12 protein-coding genes and 1 pseudogene are annotated in these 14,596 nt (G+C 45.2%); 7 read left to right on the top strand and 6 right to left on the bottom strand.

Annotated features, from left to right (window positions below; genetic code table 11):
* Positions 1–135 precede the first annotated feature (135 nt).
* A complete protein-coding gene (locus tag ABV001_RS09175) occupies positions 136–2,532 on the top strand; it encodes a transglycosylase domain-containing protein (protein WP_352422525.1) in 2,397 nt (798 codons plus the stop codon).
* Between the two features lie 210 nt (positions 2,533–2,742).
* On the opposite strand, the gene ABV001_RS09170 is transcribed toward ABV001_RS09175, so the two are convergent.
* The 5 genes from ABV001_RS09170 to ABV001_RS09150 all read right to left on the bottom strand — a co-directional run bounded on the left by ABV001_RS09170 (position 2,743) and on the right by ABV001_RS09150 (position 8,548).
* Complete coding sequence (locus ABV001_RS09170; protein WP_352422524.1) at positions 2,743–4,047, bottom strand: tetratricopeptide repeat protein; 1,305 nt, start codon at positions 4,045–4,047, stop codon at positions 2,743–2,745.
* Between the two features lie 109 nt (positions 4,048–4,156).
* On the bottom strand, positions 4,157–5,818 hold the full coding sequence (locus ABV001_RS09165; protein WP_352422523.1) for a TonB family protein: 1,662 nt from the start codon (positions 5,816–5,818) through the stop codon (positions 4,157–4,159).
* 29 nt (positions 5,819–5,847) lie between these two features.
* On the bottom strand, positions 5,848–6,210 hold the full coding sequence (locus tag ABV001_RS09160; protein ID WP_352422522.1) for a BlaI/MecI/CopY family transcriptional regulator: 363 nt from the start codon (positions 6,208–6,210) through the stop codon (positions 5,848–5,850).
* A 145-nt stretch (positions 6,211–6,355) separates the two neighbouring features.
* Entirely contained in the window at positions 6,356–7,435 is a 1,080-nt protein-coding gene (gene serC, locus ABV001_RS09155; RefSeq protein WP_352422521.1) for a 3-phosphoserine/phosphohydroxythreonine transaminase, read from the bottom strand.
* Positions 7,436–7,618: 183 nt separating this feature from the next.
* The gene (locus tag ABV001_RS09150; protein WP_352422520.1) at positions 7,619–8,548 is read right to left on the bottom strand and encodes an NAD(P)-dependent oxidoreductase; all 930 of its coding nucleotides are present in this window, start codon (positions 8,546–8,548) and stop codon (positions 7,619–7,621) included.
* Between the two features lie 243 nt (positions 8,549–8,791).
* Between ABV001_RS09150 and recR the strand changes: the two genes are divergently transcribed.
* The 6 genes from recR (at position 8,792) to fmt (ending at position 13,960) form a co-directional block, all read left to right on the top strand.
* On the top strand, positions 8,792–9,424 hold the full coding sequence (gene recR, locus ABV001_RS09145; protein WP_352422519.1) for a recombination mediator RecR: 633 nt from the start codon (positions 8,792–8,794) through the stop codon (positions 9,422–9,424).
* A gap of 14 nt (positions 9,425–9,438) precedes the next feature.
* Positions 9,439–10,014, top strand: a complete 576-nt coding sequence (locus ABV001_RS09140) for a hypothetical protein (protein WP_352422518.1) — start codon at positions 9,439–9,441, stop codon at positions 10,012–10,014.
* The gene (locus ABV001_RS09135; RefSeq protein WP_352422517.1) at positions 9,992–10,519 is read left to right on the top strand and encodes a GNAT family N-acetyltransferase; all 528 of its coding nucleotides are present in this window, start codon (positions 9,992–9,994) and stop codon (positions 10,517–10,519) included. Before ABV001_RS09140 ends, ABV001_RS09135 begins: the two co-directional genes overlap by 23 nt.
* A 28-nt stretch (positions 10,520–10,547) precedes the next feature.
* Positions 10,548–11,111: an L-threonylcarbamoyladenylate synthase gene (locus tag ABV001_RS09130; protein ID WP_352422516.1), complete on the top strand. Its 564-nt coding sequence runs from the start codon at positions 10,548–10,550 to the stop codon at positions 11,109–11,111.
* A gap of 11 nt (positions 11,112–11,122) precedes the next feature.
* Positions 11,123–12,907, top strand: coding sequence for a chloride channel protein (locus ABV001_RS09125; RefSeq protein ID WP_352422515.1), 1,785 nt, complete (start codon positions 11,123–11,125; stop codon positions 12,905–12,907).
* 78 nt (positions 12,908–12,985) lie between these two features.
* Positions 12,986–13,960, top strand: coding sequence for a methionyl-tRNA formyltransferase (gene fmt, locus ABV001_RS09120; protein ID WP_352422514.1), 975 nt, complete (start codon positions 12,986–12,988; stop codon positions 13,958–13,960).
* Positions 13,961–13,962: 2 nt separating this feature from the next.
* Here the strand turns inward: fmt and ABV001_RS09115 are convergent.
* Positions 13,963–14,596 (bottom strand): annotated as a pseudogene (locus ABV001_RS09115) (DUF3078 domain-containing protein); the annotation flags it as partial.

The following is a 14,596-nucleotide window of genomic DNA, read 5'->3' as shown; positions in this document are numbered from 1 at the left end:
TTAATAGATCTCCCTTCTTGGTTACAATGGTTTTATGTACTTTTGCAGAAAGTAAGATGCGTTTCGGGCAAGTCTGGAAATCTATTTGTCGCAATCTTTCAGCATATATAAATTTAGGGGAGAATAATATAAAGTATGGGTAAACAAACAAAGGGTCAGAAGAAAAGCCCGAAAACAAAGGCCAAATCATCAAAGAGCGGAATTGTCAAAATACTGTGGGGTCTCTTCGGCATCGCAGCGGTAGGTGGCATTCTCTTTTTCCTGCTTGTTTCCGCGGGGCTCATAGGCTATATTCCCAAAATTGATCAACTGGAAAACCCGATCGACAAATATGCCTCACAGGTAATCTCAACGGATAATGAACTGCTTTTCACCTATTCCCTAAGCAATGATAACCGTATATTTGTAGATTATTCTGAACTTTCGCCCCATCTCATCAACGCGTTGGTCGCCACGGAAGATGTCCGCTATTATTCCCATTCCGGTATCGATATCATCGGGTTGGGCAGGGTTATCTTTAAGACACTTATACTCAGCCGTGAAGAAAGCGGAGGAGGCAGCACCATCACGCAACAGCTGGCAAAACTGCTCTATTCACCCAGGGCCAACAACAAGATAGAGCGTGTTTTTCAGAAACCGGTCGAATGGGTGATTGCAGCCAAGTTGGAACGTTTTTATTCAAAAGACGAAATCATTAACCTTTACCTCAACAAGTACGACTTCAACTATAACGCGGTAGGTATCGAATCGGCCGCCCGTACCTATTTCAACAAAACGCCCAACGAGTTGAATATTGAAGAATCGGCCATGTTGGTGGGGATGCTTAAAAACTCGTCCCTCTATAATCCTCAACGCCGCCCGGAAATAACCCGTGATCGCCGGAATGTGGTCATCACGCAGATGCAGAAAGCCGGCCACCTCAACAAACAGGTAGCCGACTCTTTGAAGCGCCTTCCCCTCGAAATCGATTTCAACCGTTCCAGCCACGTCGATATTGTGGCTCCTTATTACTCCCAGCATCTGGCAAAAATCATGATGGCAAAGAAACCGGAGAGGAAAAATTACGCGTCATGGCACAGGCAACAATTTGTAGAAGACTCCGTTTCCTGGGTAGAAGATCCGCTCTTCGGCTGGTGCCACAAAAATAAAAAACCCGATGGATCGAGTTACAATATTTATACCGACGGATTAAAGATATACTCTACCCTCGATTCCCGTATGCAGCGTTATGCCGAAGCGGCAGTCAAAGAACATCTGGGAGGCTATCTCCAGGACCAGTTTTTCCGTGAAAAGAAAGGAAAGAGTTATGCACCCTACTCCCGTGAAGTAAGCGATAGAGTAGACAACCTGATGATGGCTGCCGTGAGGCAAAGCGAACGTTACCGTGTCCTTAAACAAGGTGGCCTCAGCGAAGAGGAGATTATCCGGAACTTCAAAGAAAAACCGGTGGAGATGAAGGTCTTCTCCTGGGAGCACCGGGAAGTGGACACTCTCATGACTCCCTGGGACTCGATCCGTTACCATAAGAATTTCCTCCGCACCGGCTTCATGGCGATGGACCCGTTGACGGGACATGTGAAGGCTTATGTGGGAGGTCCCGATTTCAAGTTCTTCAAATATGACAGCGCCACCGGTAAACGCCAGATCGGGTCTACCATCAAGCCCTATCTATACACGCTGGCGATGGAAGAAGGGATGAGTCCCTGCGACGGTATGATCCACGGGCCAATAAGATTAATGGATGAAAACGGCAAGCCATGGGATCCAAGAAATACACGTGCCGCAACCGGGGAATTTGTCACTATCAAATGGGGATTACAAAACTCCGACAACTGGGTCACCGCCTGGCTGATGAGCCAGTTCTCGCCTTACGCCTTTGCCCGGATGCTCCAATCGTTCGGGTTAAAAACACCTGCCGACCCGGTAGTCTCACTGGCATTGGGGCCGAATGACGCCTCCGTATACGAGATGGTGGGTGCCTATTCTGCTTTTATCAATAAGGGTATCCGTGTGGAACCGATGATAGTAACCCGGATTGAGGACTCCTACGGAAATGAAGTAGCTACATTTGTCCCCCGGATGAAGGAGATCGTGAGTGAGACCACCTCTTATAAGATGCTCGATATGCTGAAAGGAGTTGTGGACGGCGGAACAGCAGGCCGGTTACGACGCATCTATAACCTGAAAGGCCAGATGGGCGCCAAAACCGGTACGACCAATAACAACTCCGACGGTTGGTTCATGTCGTTTACCCCCAGCCTGGTTGCAGGTTGCTGGGTAGGCGGTGACGAACCCTCCATCCATTTCGACCAGATGGTCTATGGGCAGGGAGCCAGTATGGCGCTTCCCATTCACGGTATCTTTTATCAGAAGGTGTATGCCGATAAGGATTTGAATTACACCGATGACGGCGTTTTTGACATCCCCGCCGATTTCGATCCCTGTCATGATAGACAGCGGTATTCACCCGATTTCTACCGCGGTAACGACCCGGTGATCGAAAGCCAAGGAATTGACGATATATTCAATTGATGTTCGATGGTTATTCGGTGGTTATTCAATTGTAATTCAGTGGTTATTCAGTGGTTATTCAGTTGTTGTTCGATGGTAATTCAGTGGTAATTGAGTTACGTGCGAAGCACAAATAACAGCGAAGCTGAATAACGCGAAGCGAATAACGGCGAAGCCGAATAACTATCGAATAGGCGAAGCTGAATAACTATTGAATAATGCGAAGCCGAATTAATCCGTTGATTGGAAAAACAGCTCCTCCTTTAGCCTTTCAAGGCGCCAGGTTGCATTTTTGTAGAGAAGGTCAGCAGAGCTTGGCTTTCCGGTTTCACCCTCTTCCAGGTTCTTCATGTCCATATCCCATCCCTTGGGTGCCGTCTTCAGGAAACGTTCATAGTAGGTTACTGCATTTTTATAATCTTTCATCGATTCGTAGCAGTTTCCAATATTGTAGAGTAGCGGGTGAGTCTCGGGGTTCCGTTTATAAGCCGACTGAAAATATCCGATAGCTTTATAATAATCTCCCGACCGCATATAAGCACCGGCAAAAGAACGATCGAAATCAAACAACATTTCGTTCATTTTTTCGATTCTTTCTACTCCTTCAGTCAACACTTCTATCCCTCTCTTCCGGTCATAAGTCATAGAAAGAGCTGTTCCGTAATAATAGAGTAAATTGACATCGGTATCATTCTGGTTATATGCTTTTTCCAGCCATGACACGGATTCATAATACAATTTGGATGCATAGAGGCTCATTCCCAGATAGTAACAAGTAGTATATGAACTGTCACCCAATATAATATTGTCTTTTAATCGTCCGGTCGCTTCTGCATAGTTGCCTGCTGAATAGTGAGCCATCCCGTTCAATTGACCGATGAGTATTTGCTCAGGATTAATATTTTCAAGATATGTCTGCGTCAGATCAATCGTGGCATCATAAAATTTTGCGCCCAAATAAATATTCCCCAGCTTATTCACCGCCAAATGGTCTGCCGGATTTTTCTCGATCGCTTTATAATAATACCAGATGGCAGAATCCCCCTGTCCGCTGTACAGGTAAGCATCGCCCACCATACGAAGCAGCAGGGGTACGGAGTCTGCTTCAAAGACGGTCTTTGCCTGTTCAATGGCTCTATCCGGATTATTATTCCTGTAAAGAGCCATGGCTTTTTGGGTCTGGATGAACCGGTTACCCGGCGATAAACTGTCGGCTATTATCCAACATTGCAGCGAGAGCGGCGAATTTCCCGCTTGCGATGCACATTCTGCCATAGAAATCGTCAAGTTGACATCCTCAGGATACTCATCCAACAACTGCTTATAAATATTCAGTGCTGCCGGATAATTATACAGCTTCTCGTAACAATGGGTTTTTAGCAACAGGTTTTCCCGGGTAGGAGGTGCTGCATCCAACAACGCCAACACTTCATTGTATTGAAAGTTGTGTAAGGCTTCCTCCACTTCATTGGACTGCGATAACAAATATACCGGGAATAAGAGTAATACACTGAAGAATAAAGATCTAAGCATCATCGGTTTTTTAGATTATGATTATCGGGCAATGGTTATTTATCTGAATGAGCAGAGTCCGGGATAAACCTGTCCTCTGCCCATCTCAAAAATGATTAACAGGAAGGAAGGATTAATTCTGAAGTCTGAAAACAACCGGCAGGGTATAACGCACCCTCACAGTCTCTCCTCTCTGGGTGCCCGGTTTCCACTTGGGCATAGATTCGATTACCCTGACAGCTTCTTTATCAAGGGCCGGATCCTGGCTGTGGACCACCTGCACATCGCTTAAGCTTCCATCTTTTTCCACTACGAAGTTGACAATCACACGCCCCTGTACTCCGTTCTCCTGCGCCACCATCGGATATTTGATATTGTCGGACAAGAATTTCATCATCGCAGCGTTCCCTCCCGGAAATTCAGGTTGGTTTTCTACCACCACAAACACTTCATTGGAAGCGCTTGGCATTACAGTTTTTTTGTCATCTTTCGCCTGTAACCTGAAAACCACCGGCAACGTAAACCGCACTCTCACCTCTTCCCCCCGTTGTTTACCGGGAATCCATTTCGGCATACTTTCCAATACCCTTAACGCTTCAGCGTCTAACAGAGGATCGATACTATTCACAACATTAAAATCACTCAGACTCCCATCTTTTTCTACTACAAAGTTGACGATCACACGTCCTTCAGTGCCTTTCTGTTGTGCTTCTACCGGATATTTTATATTTTCACCCAGAAATTTCATCATGGCCGCATTCCCACCGGGGAATTGAGGCTGATCTTCCACAACCACAAACACTTCACTGTTATCCACAATTGGGGCGGGTACTTCGGGAATGATATCAGGCTGATCCGCAGATCCCGGCGTACCCATTTCCGTAGTTTCATCTCCCCCGCCTTTCTTATCCCGGTTTACACAACTATTGGCAAAAACCAGTAAAAAAGACAAAGGTAATATCAGCAGGTATTTCGCCAATTCCAATGTAGGCGATTTTGTTTTATTCATCATCATAATCCGTTGTTTTAATTGTGACATATTAAAGTTATTTACTAACTGCATGGCAGTCTCCTGATAAGTCAACCGTAAAAGATGGTATTGGTATTCCCGGCTATCGATCCCTTCGCAGAGTACACCCTTGTCCGCCATGTATTCCAGATTCATTGCCATTTCCCGTTTCAGCAACCATACAAGCGGATTCCACCAGGAAAACAGGCATACCAACTCGATAAGCATGATATCGACGGAATGCCATTGGCGTGCATGCGTTTGTTCGTGCAGCAAAATTTGGGACAATTCGGCTTCCGAATGCTTTTCGCTATGGATAAAAATCCGGTTAAAGAACGAAAAAGGAGCTATATCGTCTTTTAACTGATAAACCGGCACTCCGGTAATGACACCTTTCTCACTCCTCATATTCATGCGAAGGATCGACAGTAGCTGCCCCAAAAACCGCAAAACAAACGCAAGCGTAAAAATAATATACACCAGGGAAATAACCTTCGACCACAGAATACCGGCAGCATTCCCGGCATCTTCCTCTATCACCATGGCACTTGGTTCACCTATCAGTATAAGAGCCTCTGCATCTCCCGGCATGAAGAAAGAGCCCCAAAAATCACCCAACACCGGGATGGACCAAAAGGGATAAAGGAGTGAAAAGGCAATTGCCGACAGGAAATAAAAGCGCCGCAACCCCAAAAAGGTGTCCCTCTTCAGCACGATTACATACAAGAGGTAAAACAGAGCCAGCGCTATATTTACTTGTATCAGGTATATAAAAAACAGTGACATGATAAATGCATTTTGGTTGAAACAAGTCCTTACTTACGTTTCTTCTCAATCAGGCGAATAATTTCCTCAAGTTCGTCCGCTGTAATCTTCTGTTCCTTGGCAAAAAAGGAAACCAGTTCTTTATAAGAGTTATCGAAATAACTCTGCACAACCCCCGATAAAAAATGTCGCTTATAGGCCGATTCCGATATCACAGGCTTGAATACCTTCACATTTCCAAATCGTCTTTTTGCAAGATATCCTTTATTTTCGAGGTTTTTGAAGATGGATGCCACCGTGGTATACGGCGGTTTCGGTTCTTCCATCCTGTCTACCACATCCTTTATGGCGCATTCTTTGAGTTGCCATATATGCAACATTACATTTTCTTCCTGGTGAGTCAATCGTTCCATATCTTTTTATCTATATTGAATAATGCAAATCTACGACTTTATCGTAACATACACTATATTTCGTAAAAATAATCAGGTTAAATAATCATAAAAAGAGCTATACGGTTTCCCGTACAGCTCTTGATAATCTATTATAATCAGGCAATTATACCTGTTTTTCAAAATCTTGCATGCACTGGATCAAGGCTTCCACAGCCTCTTTGGGACATGCATTGTAAATAGAAGCACGGAATCCGCCCACAGAGCGATGGCCTTTGATACCTACCATTCCCCGTTCAGTGGCAAACTTCAGAAAATCGGCTTCCTTGTCTTTATATTCTTCGTTCATCACAAAGCATACATTCATAATGGAGCGGTCTTCTCTGGCGGCCGTTCCCACGAAAAGCTTGTTACGGTCGATCTCATCATAGAGAAGGGCAGCTTTTTCCTTATTAAGTGTATGCATCACTTCCAGACCGCCCAGTTCCTTCAACCATTTCAATGTCTCGTGCATCACGAAAATGGGGAATACCGGAGGGGTATTGAACATGGAACGGTTCTTTTCGGAATCGCTTATATGTGTACGGTAATCCACCATGGTCTGCAATGGCCGGTCGATCTGTCCAAGAATATCTTCACGGACGATCACGAAAGCCACACCTGCCGGTCCTACATTTTTTTGCGCCCCTCCGTAAATAAGGCCATATTTGGATACGTCTACCGGACGGCTCATTATATCGGACGACATATCGGCCACCAATGGAACCGGGCTATCAATATCTTCGTGTATCTCAGTACCGAAAATGGTATTGTTGCTCGTGATATGAAAATAATCGGCATCTGCCGGAATAGTATAATCTTTGGGGATATAGGAGTAATTTTTGTCATCTGAAGAAGCTACCACCGCTACCTCGCCATAGAATTTGGCCTCTTTGATAGCTTTCTTTGCCCACGTGCCGGTTTGCAGATAAGCCGCTTTTTTCTTCATCAGGTTGGCCGGAACCATAAAAAACTGCGTGCTGGCACCTCCACCCAGCAAAAGCACACGGTAATTATCCGGAATATTCAATAACTCCTTCCATAAATCTGCGGTCTCTTTCATGATCCGCTCCCATCCGGGAGTACGATGCGATATTTCCAGAATACCTATTCCGGTATTATCGAAATCGCGTATCGCTTCAATGGCTGACTCTACTGCCGGCCGGGGAAGTACGCACGGACCGGCATTAAAATTGTACTTTTGCATAAGAAATGTATTTAAATTACTAATTATCAATCATCAATTACTAATTATCAATTACCAATTACTAATTACCAATTACCAATGATCAATTACCAATTACCAATGATCAATTATCAATTACCAATTACTAATGGGCAATTACTAATTACTAATGGGCATATTAGTCCCATTAGTCTCATTGGCACATTAAGCATTTACCCTGAAACGTTCGTCCCCATTCTGGAAGTAAGCCACAATTTGGTTAGCAGCAGCTAATCCCGCGTTTTTATTGGCATCGGTCGTTTGTGCACCCAATTTTTTGGGTGTGGCAAAATAACGTTTAGGGAATTTCTCCAGGAATTCTTCATGCTTGTCGGGTTTGACATCGGTAACATACTGGAAAGCGGGGCGTTCTTCCATGATACGGATCAAATCTTCTTCTACCACCAACTCCTTACGAGCCGTATTGATGAGAAGTCCATCTTTCGGCATCAGGGACAAAAGGGCATAATCCACACAGTACCGGGTCTCTTCGAGCAAAGGCATGTGGAGGGAAACGAAATCGCTGTTCTGAAACAATTCCTTGTTTGTATAGGCAGTGATTACCCCATATTCTCCTTCCTTGCGCAAGTCGTCATGCGTAAGCGTTGGCGAGAAGGCATACACCGGCATATCAAAACCTCTCGCTATCTTGGCCACCATCTTGGCCACATTCCCGAAAGCATATAATCCCAGCCGCCTACGGCTCAATTCACGCCCTACAGAACCATCAAAATGGTTACGCTGTGCATAAATCATCATACCGAGCACGAGTTCAGCCACAGCATTCGCATTTTGTCCGGGAGTATTCATCACACAGACGCCACAACTGGTAGCAGCGTCCAGATCCACATTATCATAACCGGCTCCTGCCCTGACGATTATTTTCAGGTTAGGGGCTGCCTCTATTATCTCCTTGCTGATAATGTCACTGCGTATGATCAAAGCATCTACGTCCTTCACAGCATCAAGCAACAGACTTTCCTCTTCATATTTCTCCAACTTCACGAACTTATGACCTGCAGATTCAATAATATGTTGAATCCCCTGCACAGCGGGCAAAGCGAATGGCTTATTTGTCGCCAAAAGTACTTTCATATTCATTCTTTGTTTATAAAAAATTCACCGGATAGATGACCGATTCCCACAAATCTGGGCTTTTTATACACTTTTTAAAATTATCACTTTGTAATTAAGAATTGCAAATTTACAAACTTATATCTAACAAAAAACGAAATCGGAATAAAAAATCCATGAAGGCCTCTTTTTATACAAATTAAAAGTTATTTGTCCGGTAAATTGAATCATCGTATCTTTGCAATACCCGAAAATGTTACATCAATGAACAGTCCCTACCCATCTGCCTTACTTGAAAATGCAGTCAACGAATTTGCCAATCTTCCCGGCATCGGGAGAAAATCGGCATTACGACTGGTACTCCATCTGTTGCGCCAGGATGAGGAAAGAGTTGCCGGTTTTGCCGGTACCATTCTAAAGCTAAAGCGGGAGATTAAATATTGTACTGTCTGCCACAATATTTCCGATACGGAAGTATGTAATATTTGCAGCGACAAATCCCGGGATAGAGCTTTGATCTGTGTAGTGGAGAATGTGAAAGAGGTGATGGCCATTGAAAAAACGGTACAGTTTGGTGGGCTTTACCACGTTTTAGGGGGCATTATCTCTCCTATCGACGGTATCGGCCCTTCCGACCTGGAAATCGCCAGTCTCGAAGAGAGGGTGAAAACAGGGGAAATACGGGAAGTGGTCCTTGCCCTGAGTGCCACCATGGAAGGCGACACCACCAATTTTTATATTTATCGTAAACTTCAACCTTACGGAGTGAAAGTGAGTATTATAGCCAGGGGGGTATCCATCGGCGATGAAATTGAGTATGCCGACGAAGTGACATTGGGTCGCTCCATTTTAAACCGGACTCCGTTTGATGAATCTTATAAACTTGTTTCAAAATGAAAAGCAGCAGTGTAATGGAAAAAGCCATAAGACTCCTGAGGGGGCATTTTTACGGGAACATCATCCTGCTGGCAGCCATTTTTCTACTTGCGATATGTAATATGATTCCTCTCTTTATGGATGGACAGGCTATCAGCGTCACTGCAGAAAGGTATGCCATCATGATCACCATCATAGCCATCCCGGCTTCATTGAAACTTTTTGCCCACCTGCTGAAAAAGATACCCCGGCCTGCAGATATCCGGACGGCTACAGATAAGTATAAGAATACCTCTTTTCTGCGTCTGTACACCCTCAGCACAGTGACACTCATGCATATTATCCTGTTCGCTATCTCCCGGAATATGAATTTCTTCTGGTTTACAGTGGTATTGTTTATTGTTTTTTTCTTTTGCAAACCCTCCTATCCGGAACTGGAAAATCTCACCGAAACAACCGGAGAACAAGAGATAACAGAAGAAGAACAAGTAGAAGCCGGGCAAGAGAAAACGGAATCGGGAAAAATAGAAGAACAACTAAAGGAAACATACAATAATCCTGAGCTCACACAATACAATTATCCCGAAAATGAACAAGTTGCTGGAAAATAACACCCTTCGCCTACGTGCTCCCGAACCGGAGGATATGGATTTGCTGTATGCCTGGGAAAACGACACGACGATCTGGCAGAACGGGGCCTCTATTGTCCCTTTTTCCCGGTACACCATCAAACAATACCTGATTGACTATAAACATGACATATATGCAGATAAACAACTACGGCTGATGGTGACTCTCAAGGAAACGGAAGAATGCATAGGCACTGTGGACTTGTATGATTTTGATCCTTTTCACCGGAGAGCCGGCGTGGGGATACTGATCGACAACAAACACCGGCGCAAGGGCTACGCGGAACAGGCACTCATGCTACTCGAAAATTACGTTTTCCGGTTTCTCAATTTGAGGCAACTCTACGCGATCATTCCCGAAAAAAACAGCAATAGCATCCAATTGTTCACGAAAACGGGTTACCGGCAAACAGGGCTGTTGGAGGACTGGCTTGCTTCGGATGGTTCATTTTCTCACGCATTGATAATGCAAAAAATCAAATCATAAAGGTCTATAATTTTTTTATTGGGGAACAATGCAAGACGATATAAAAAAAGCATGCGACATATTAAAGAAAGGAGGGATTATCCTCTATCCCACCGACACTGTCTGGGGTATCGGTTGTGATGCCACCAATGAGGAGGCCGTAAAACGTATTTACGAACTCAAACAACGTGATGACAGTAAATCGATGCTCGTGTTGATGGATAACCCAGCCAAGTTGCAGGCATACGTAGCCGATGTGCCCGACATAGCATGGGATCTGATAGACCTGGCAGACAAACCCCTCACCATTATCTACGACGGGGCCAAGAATCTGGCGCCGAATCTCATTGCCGAGGATGGTTCCATCGGCATACGCATTACCGCTGAAACATTCTCGATGGAACTATGCCGGCAGTTCCGCAAACCGATTGTATCCACATCGGCCAATATAAGCGGAGAGCCTTCGCCTTCCTCTTTTTCGCAGATTAGCCCGGCTATGAAAGAAGGTGTGGATTATATCGTCACATACCGGCAAAAAGAACAAGTCAAAGCACAACCATCGGGAATTGTGAAACTGGAAAAAGGCGGTTCCATCAAAATCATACGCAAGTAAAGAATCGGGTTATGGCAGATAGATACAATAGATTTTTTCTTTGGCGTGACCGCCACATAAAGGAACGCCATTTTCTCCTGTTCGTATGCTTCCTGGTAGGAATTCTTACGGCTTTGGCGGCTTTCTTCCTGAAAACGGCAATCCATTTCTTCCAGGTTTTTCTCACCGAAAATTTCAGCCGCCCCAACCTCAATTTCTCTTACCTGCTCTATCCCATTATAGGAATTCTGATTGCAGGGTTGTATGTGAAATATGTGGTGAAAGACGACATCAGCCATGGTGTCACAAAGATTCTTTTTGCCATTTCCCAACGAAAGAGCCGCATCAAGCCTCACAACATGTACACATCATTGGTAGCCAGTTCCATCACCATAGGGTTCGGGGGATCGGTGGGAGCGGAAGCGCCCATCGTTCTGACAGGTTCGGCAATCGGTTCCAATCTGGGAAGGTTCTTCAAGCTGGAGCAACGCAGCCTGATGATCCTGGTTGGCTGTGGTGCGGCCGGCGCTATTGCAGGTATTTTTAAAGCGCCTATCGCAGGCATTCTTTTCGTAATTGAGGTGCTACTGCTCGATCTCACCATGTCGTCGATCCTGCCTCTCCTGGTAACAGCTGTGACAGCAACCACCGCATCATATCTGCTTACAGGCATGGACGCCATGTTCGCCTTTACGCTGATTGAACCATTCACGCTCAACCGTATCCCCTATGTGATCTTATTGGGCATACTCTGTGGATTTCTCTCATTATACATAATCCGTGTCATGAGCCGTCTGGAGGGAATCTTTCAGGGGCTGACCTCATGGAAAAGATTTTTGCTTGGCGGTACTATGCTGAGTTTATTGATTTTCTTTTTTCCGCCCCTTTATGGCGAAGGATATAACACCATCAATGTGTTGTTAGCGGGAGGTGATTCGTTCGGCTCTCTCACGAATGAAAGCTTCTTCCACCAGCTGGAAAGCAGATGGACTATCGTCGTCTTTTTGATTCTTGTCATTCTCTTTAAAGTATTTGCCACCACCGCCACCAACGGAGGCGGCGGTACCGGGGGGGTGTTCGCCCCTACCCTGTTTTTGGGGTGCATCGTTGGGTTTGTCTATTCGTACACCCTCAATCAATTGGGATATACCGTATACCTTCCACAGGAAAATTTCGCGCTGATGGGGATGGCAGGGGTTATGGCAGGGGTTATGCACGCACCGCTTACCGGCACCTTCCTTATTGCGGAATTGACAGGGGGATATGACCTGTTCCTCCCTCTCATGATCGTATCCCTGCTCTCTTACGGGACTATCATGGTATTCGAGAAGCATAGCATCTATGCCATACGGCTTGCCAAAAAAGGGGAGTTGATTACCCATCACAAAGACAGGGCTGTACTTACTTTTTTGAAAATCAAAGACCTGCTCGAAAAAGACATTCCAACCGTGACACCTGAAATGACGCTTGGAGATATGGTAAAAGTCATCTCCACCAGCAACCGGAATGTCTTTCCGGTAGTGAATAAAGAAGGGATCCTATTAGGGCTGGTAATGATGAATGATATCCGCAATATCATGTTCCGCCCCGAACTATATGACCGGTTCACCGTAGAGAAGTTCATGGTGGGAGCACCGGCCGTAATAGAATTACACAGCAGTATGGAAGAGGCCATGGCAAAATTTGAGAACACCAAAGCGTGGAACTTACCGGTAGTAGACCAAAAAGGAGTTTATCAGGGCCTTTTGTCACAATCATCGGTATTCAACTCCTATCGGGAGGTGTTGGTGGAGAATTACTCCGAAGCGGATGAGTAGACTAATGTGCCAATGGGATTAATGAAACAATATCCCAATGAGGTAATTGATAATTGGTAATTGGTAATTAACTATTTCATGGACAAAAAATCAATCCGTATCCTTTTCATGGGGACTCCGGAGTTTGCCGTTGAGTCGTTGAAAACGCTTATAGAGAACGGATATAACGTAGTAGGGGTTGTCACTATGCCCGATAAGCCGGCAGGCAGGGGATATAAACTACAACCATCACCGGTAAAGCAATATGCACTGCAGCGGGGACTTCCGGTATTACAACCCGAGAAACTGAAAGATGAAGGGTTTCTGCATGAGCTAAAACGGTTAAACGTCGATCTCCAGATCGTTGTAGCTTTCCGTATGTTGCCGGAAGTGGTGTGGGATATGCCGCCGAAAGGCACTTTTAACCTCCACTCATCACTCCTGCCCCAGTACCGGGGAGCCGCCCCTATCAATTGGGCCATTATCAACGGGGAGAAAGAAACCGGCGTGACTACTTTTTTCCTTTCACACGAGATTGATACTGGTAAGATCATCTTTCAGGAAAAGACAACGATCGATGAGACAGACAATGCAGGTACTTTGCACGACAGGCTGATGATAATGGGGGCACAACTGGTACTGAAGACCGTCAATGCCATACTGGAAGAGAATATACAACCCGTTCCGCAGGATAAACTCTTCAAAGACCTGTCCGAATTAAAGAATGCCCCTAAAATATTCAAGGAAGACTGTCGGATCGACTGGAATAAACCAGTGCGGGAGGTATATAATTATATCCGCGGCCTATCGCCTTATCCGGCGGCATGGACGGAACGGGTGACCGACAATGAGGAAAAGCAACGTTTCAAACTGTTTGCCGGTGAGCCGATTGAAGACAAGACTCACGATTTACAGCCGGGCACCATCAGGACTGACAATAAGTCACACCTCGACGTGGCGGCAAAAGACGGATTCTTACGAATTACGGAACTTCAACTGACCGGCAAGAGGCGAATGAGTACCATCGATTTCCTGAATGGATACCATTTCGAAGAAAAAGCACGCTTCTGTTGAGGTTACCACTTATAATTCAGGCCAAAACTGAGCGTCTGGTTCACCTGCCAGTACTTCAGATCGGGATCGGGAGGAACCCCATCGTCAAATCTCATGATCACATACAAACGAGTGGAGAAGGCATTCGTCAAAGCCATATTCAGGCTATTCTCAAATTCCGAGATAACTTTCTCGTAACTGGTAAAATATGTCAGGCGCGAATCCCAGGTAATATATCTTGTGATATCGTATTTTAATATGGAGGTAATGGTGCTACCGAAGTCAAACTCGGATTTCTTTCCTTCCTCAATACCGAAACGTTTCTCGTCCACATCGTCATTCATCACATAGACATAGTTGATGGAGACAGGGGCAATTGCCAGTTCCCATTTAATCTTACGATGGCGCACTGTCTTGGAGGGCCTTTCGTAATTAAATTTCAACCCGACCCCCGCATTCACATACAAAGGAGACAGTATTGACGAAAGGAGGTCGTTTGAATTAACCGGATATGCCTTAAACATCTGTGATTTTGCTTCCAAATTGGTGGAGTAAGACCAGCCTTTACCAAAAGCATCTATTCCAAAGTCGCCATAATAGCGAATAAGGTCATTACCGATACGGTGCTTGCGCAATGAATCGTCAGGAGAATTAAAG

The organism is Proteiniphilum sp. (assembly GCF_040307845.1).
GTDB lineage: Bacteria > Bacteroidota > Bacteroidia > Bacteroidales > Dysgonomonadaceae > Proteiniphilum.
This window is presented reverse-complemented; position numbering and strand designations above follow the sequence as displayed.

Bases quoted from the DNA above. Each gene is read 5' to 3' on its own strand.
- ABV001_RS09140 (WP_352422518.1), top strand. From the start codon at position 9,439: ATGGAAAAAGCCATAAGACTCCTGAGGGGGCATTTTTACGGGAACATC.
- ABV001_RS09125 (WP_352422515.1), top strand. From the start codon at position 11,123: ATGGCAGATAGATACAATAGATTTTTTCTTTGGCGTGACCGCCACATA.
- ABV001_RS09170 (WP_352422524.1), bottom strand. From the start codon at position 4,047: ATGATGCTTAGATCTTTATTCTTCAGTGTATTACTCTTATTCCCGGTA.
- fmt (WP_352422514.1), top strand. From the start codon at position 12,986: ATGGACAAAAAATCAATCCGTATCCTTTTCATGGGGACTCCGGAGTTT.
- ABV001_RS09160 (WP_352422522.1), bottom strand. From the start codon at position 6,210: ATGGAACGATTGACTCACCAGGAAGAAAATGTAATGTTGCATATATGG.
- ABV001_RS09135 (WP_352422517.1), top strand. From the start codon at position 9,992: ATGAACAAGTTGCTGGAAAATAACACCCTTCGCCTACGTGCTCCCGAA.
- ABV001_RS09130 (WP_352422516.1), top strand. From the start codon at position 10,548: ATGCAAGACGATATAAAAAAAGCATGCGACATATTAAAGAAAGGAGGG.
- ABV001_RS09165 (WP_352422523.1), bottom strand. From the start codon at position 5,818: ATGTCACTGTTTTTTATATACCTGATACAAGTAAATATAGCGCTGGCT.
- serC (WP_352422521.1), bottom strand. From the start codon at position 7,435: ATGCAAAAGTACAATTTTAATGCCGGTCCGTGCGTACTTCCCCGGCCG.
- ABV001_RS09150 (WP_352422520.1), bottom strand. From the start codon at position 8,548: ATGAAAGTACTTTTGGCGACAAATAAGCCATTCGCTTTGCCCGCTGTG.
- ABV001_RS09175 (WP_352422525.1), top strand. From the start codon at position 136: ATGGGTAAACAAACAAAGGGTCAGAAGAAAAGCCCGAAAACAAAGGCC.
- recR (WP_352422519.1), top strand. From the start codon at position 8,792: ATGAACAGTCCCTACCCATCTGCCTTACTTGAAAATGCAGTCAACGAA.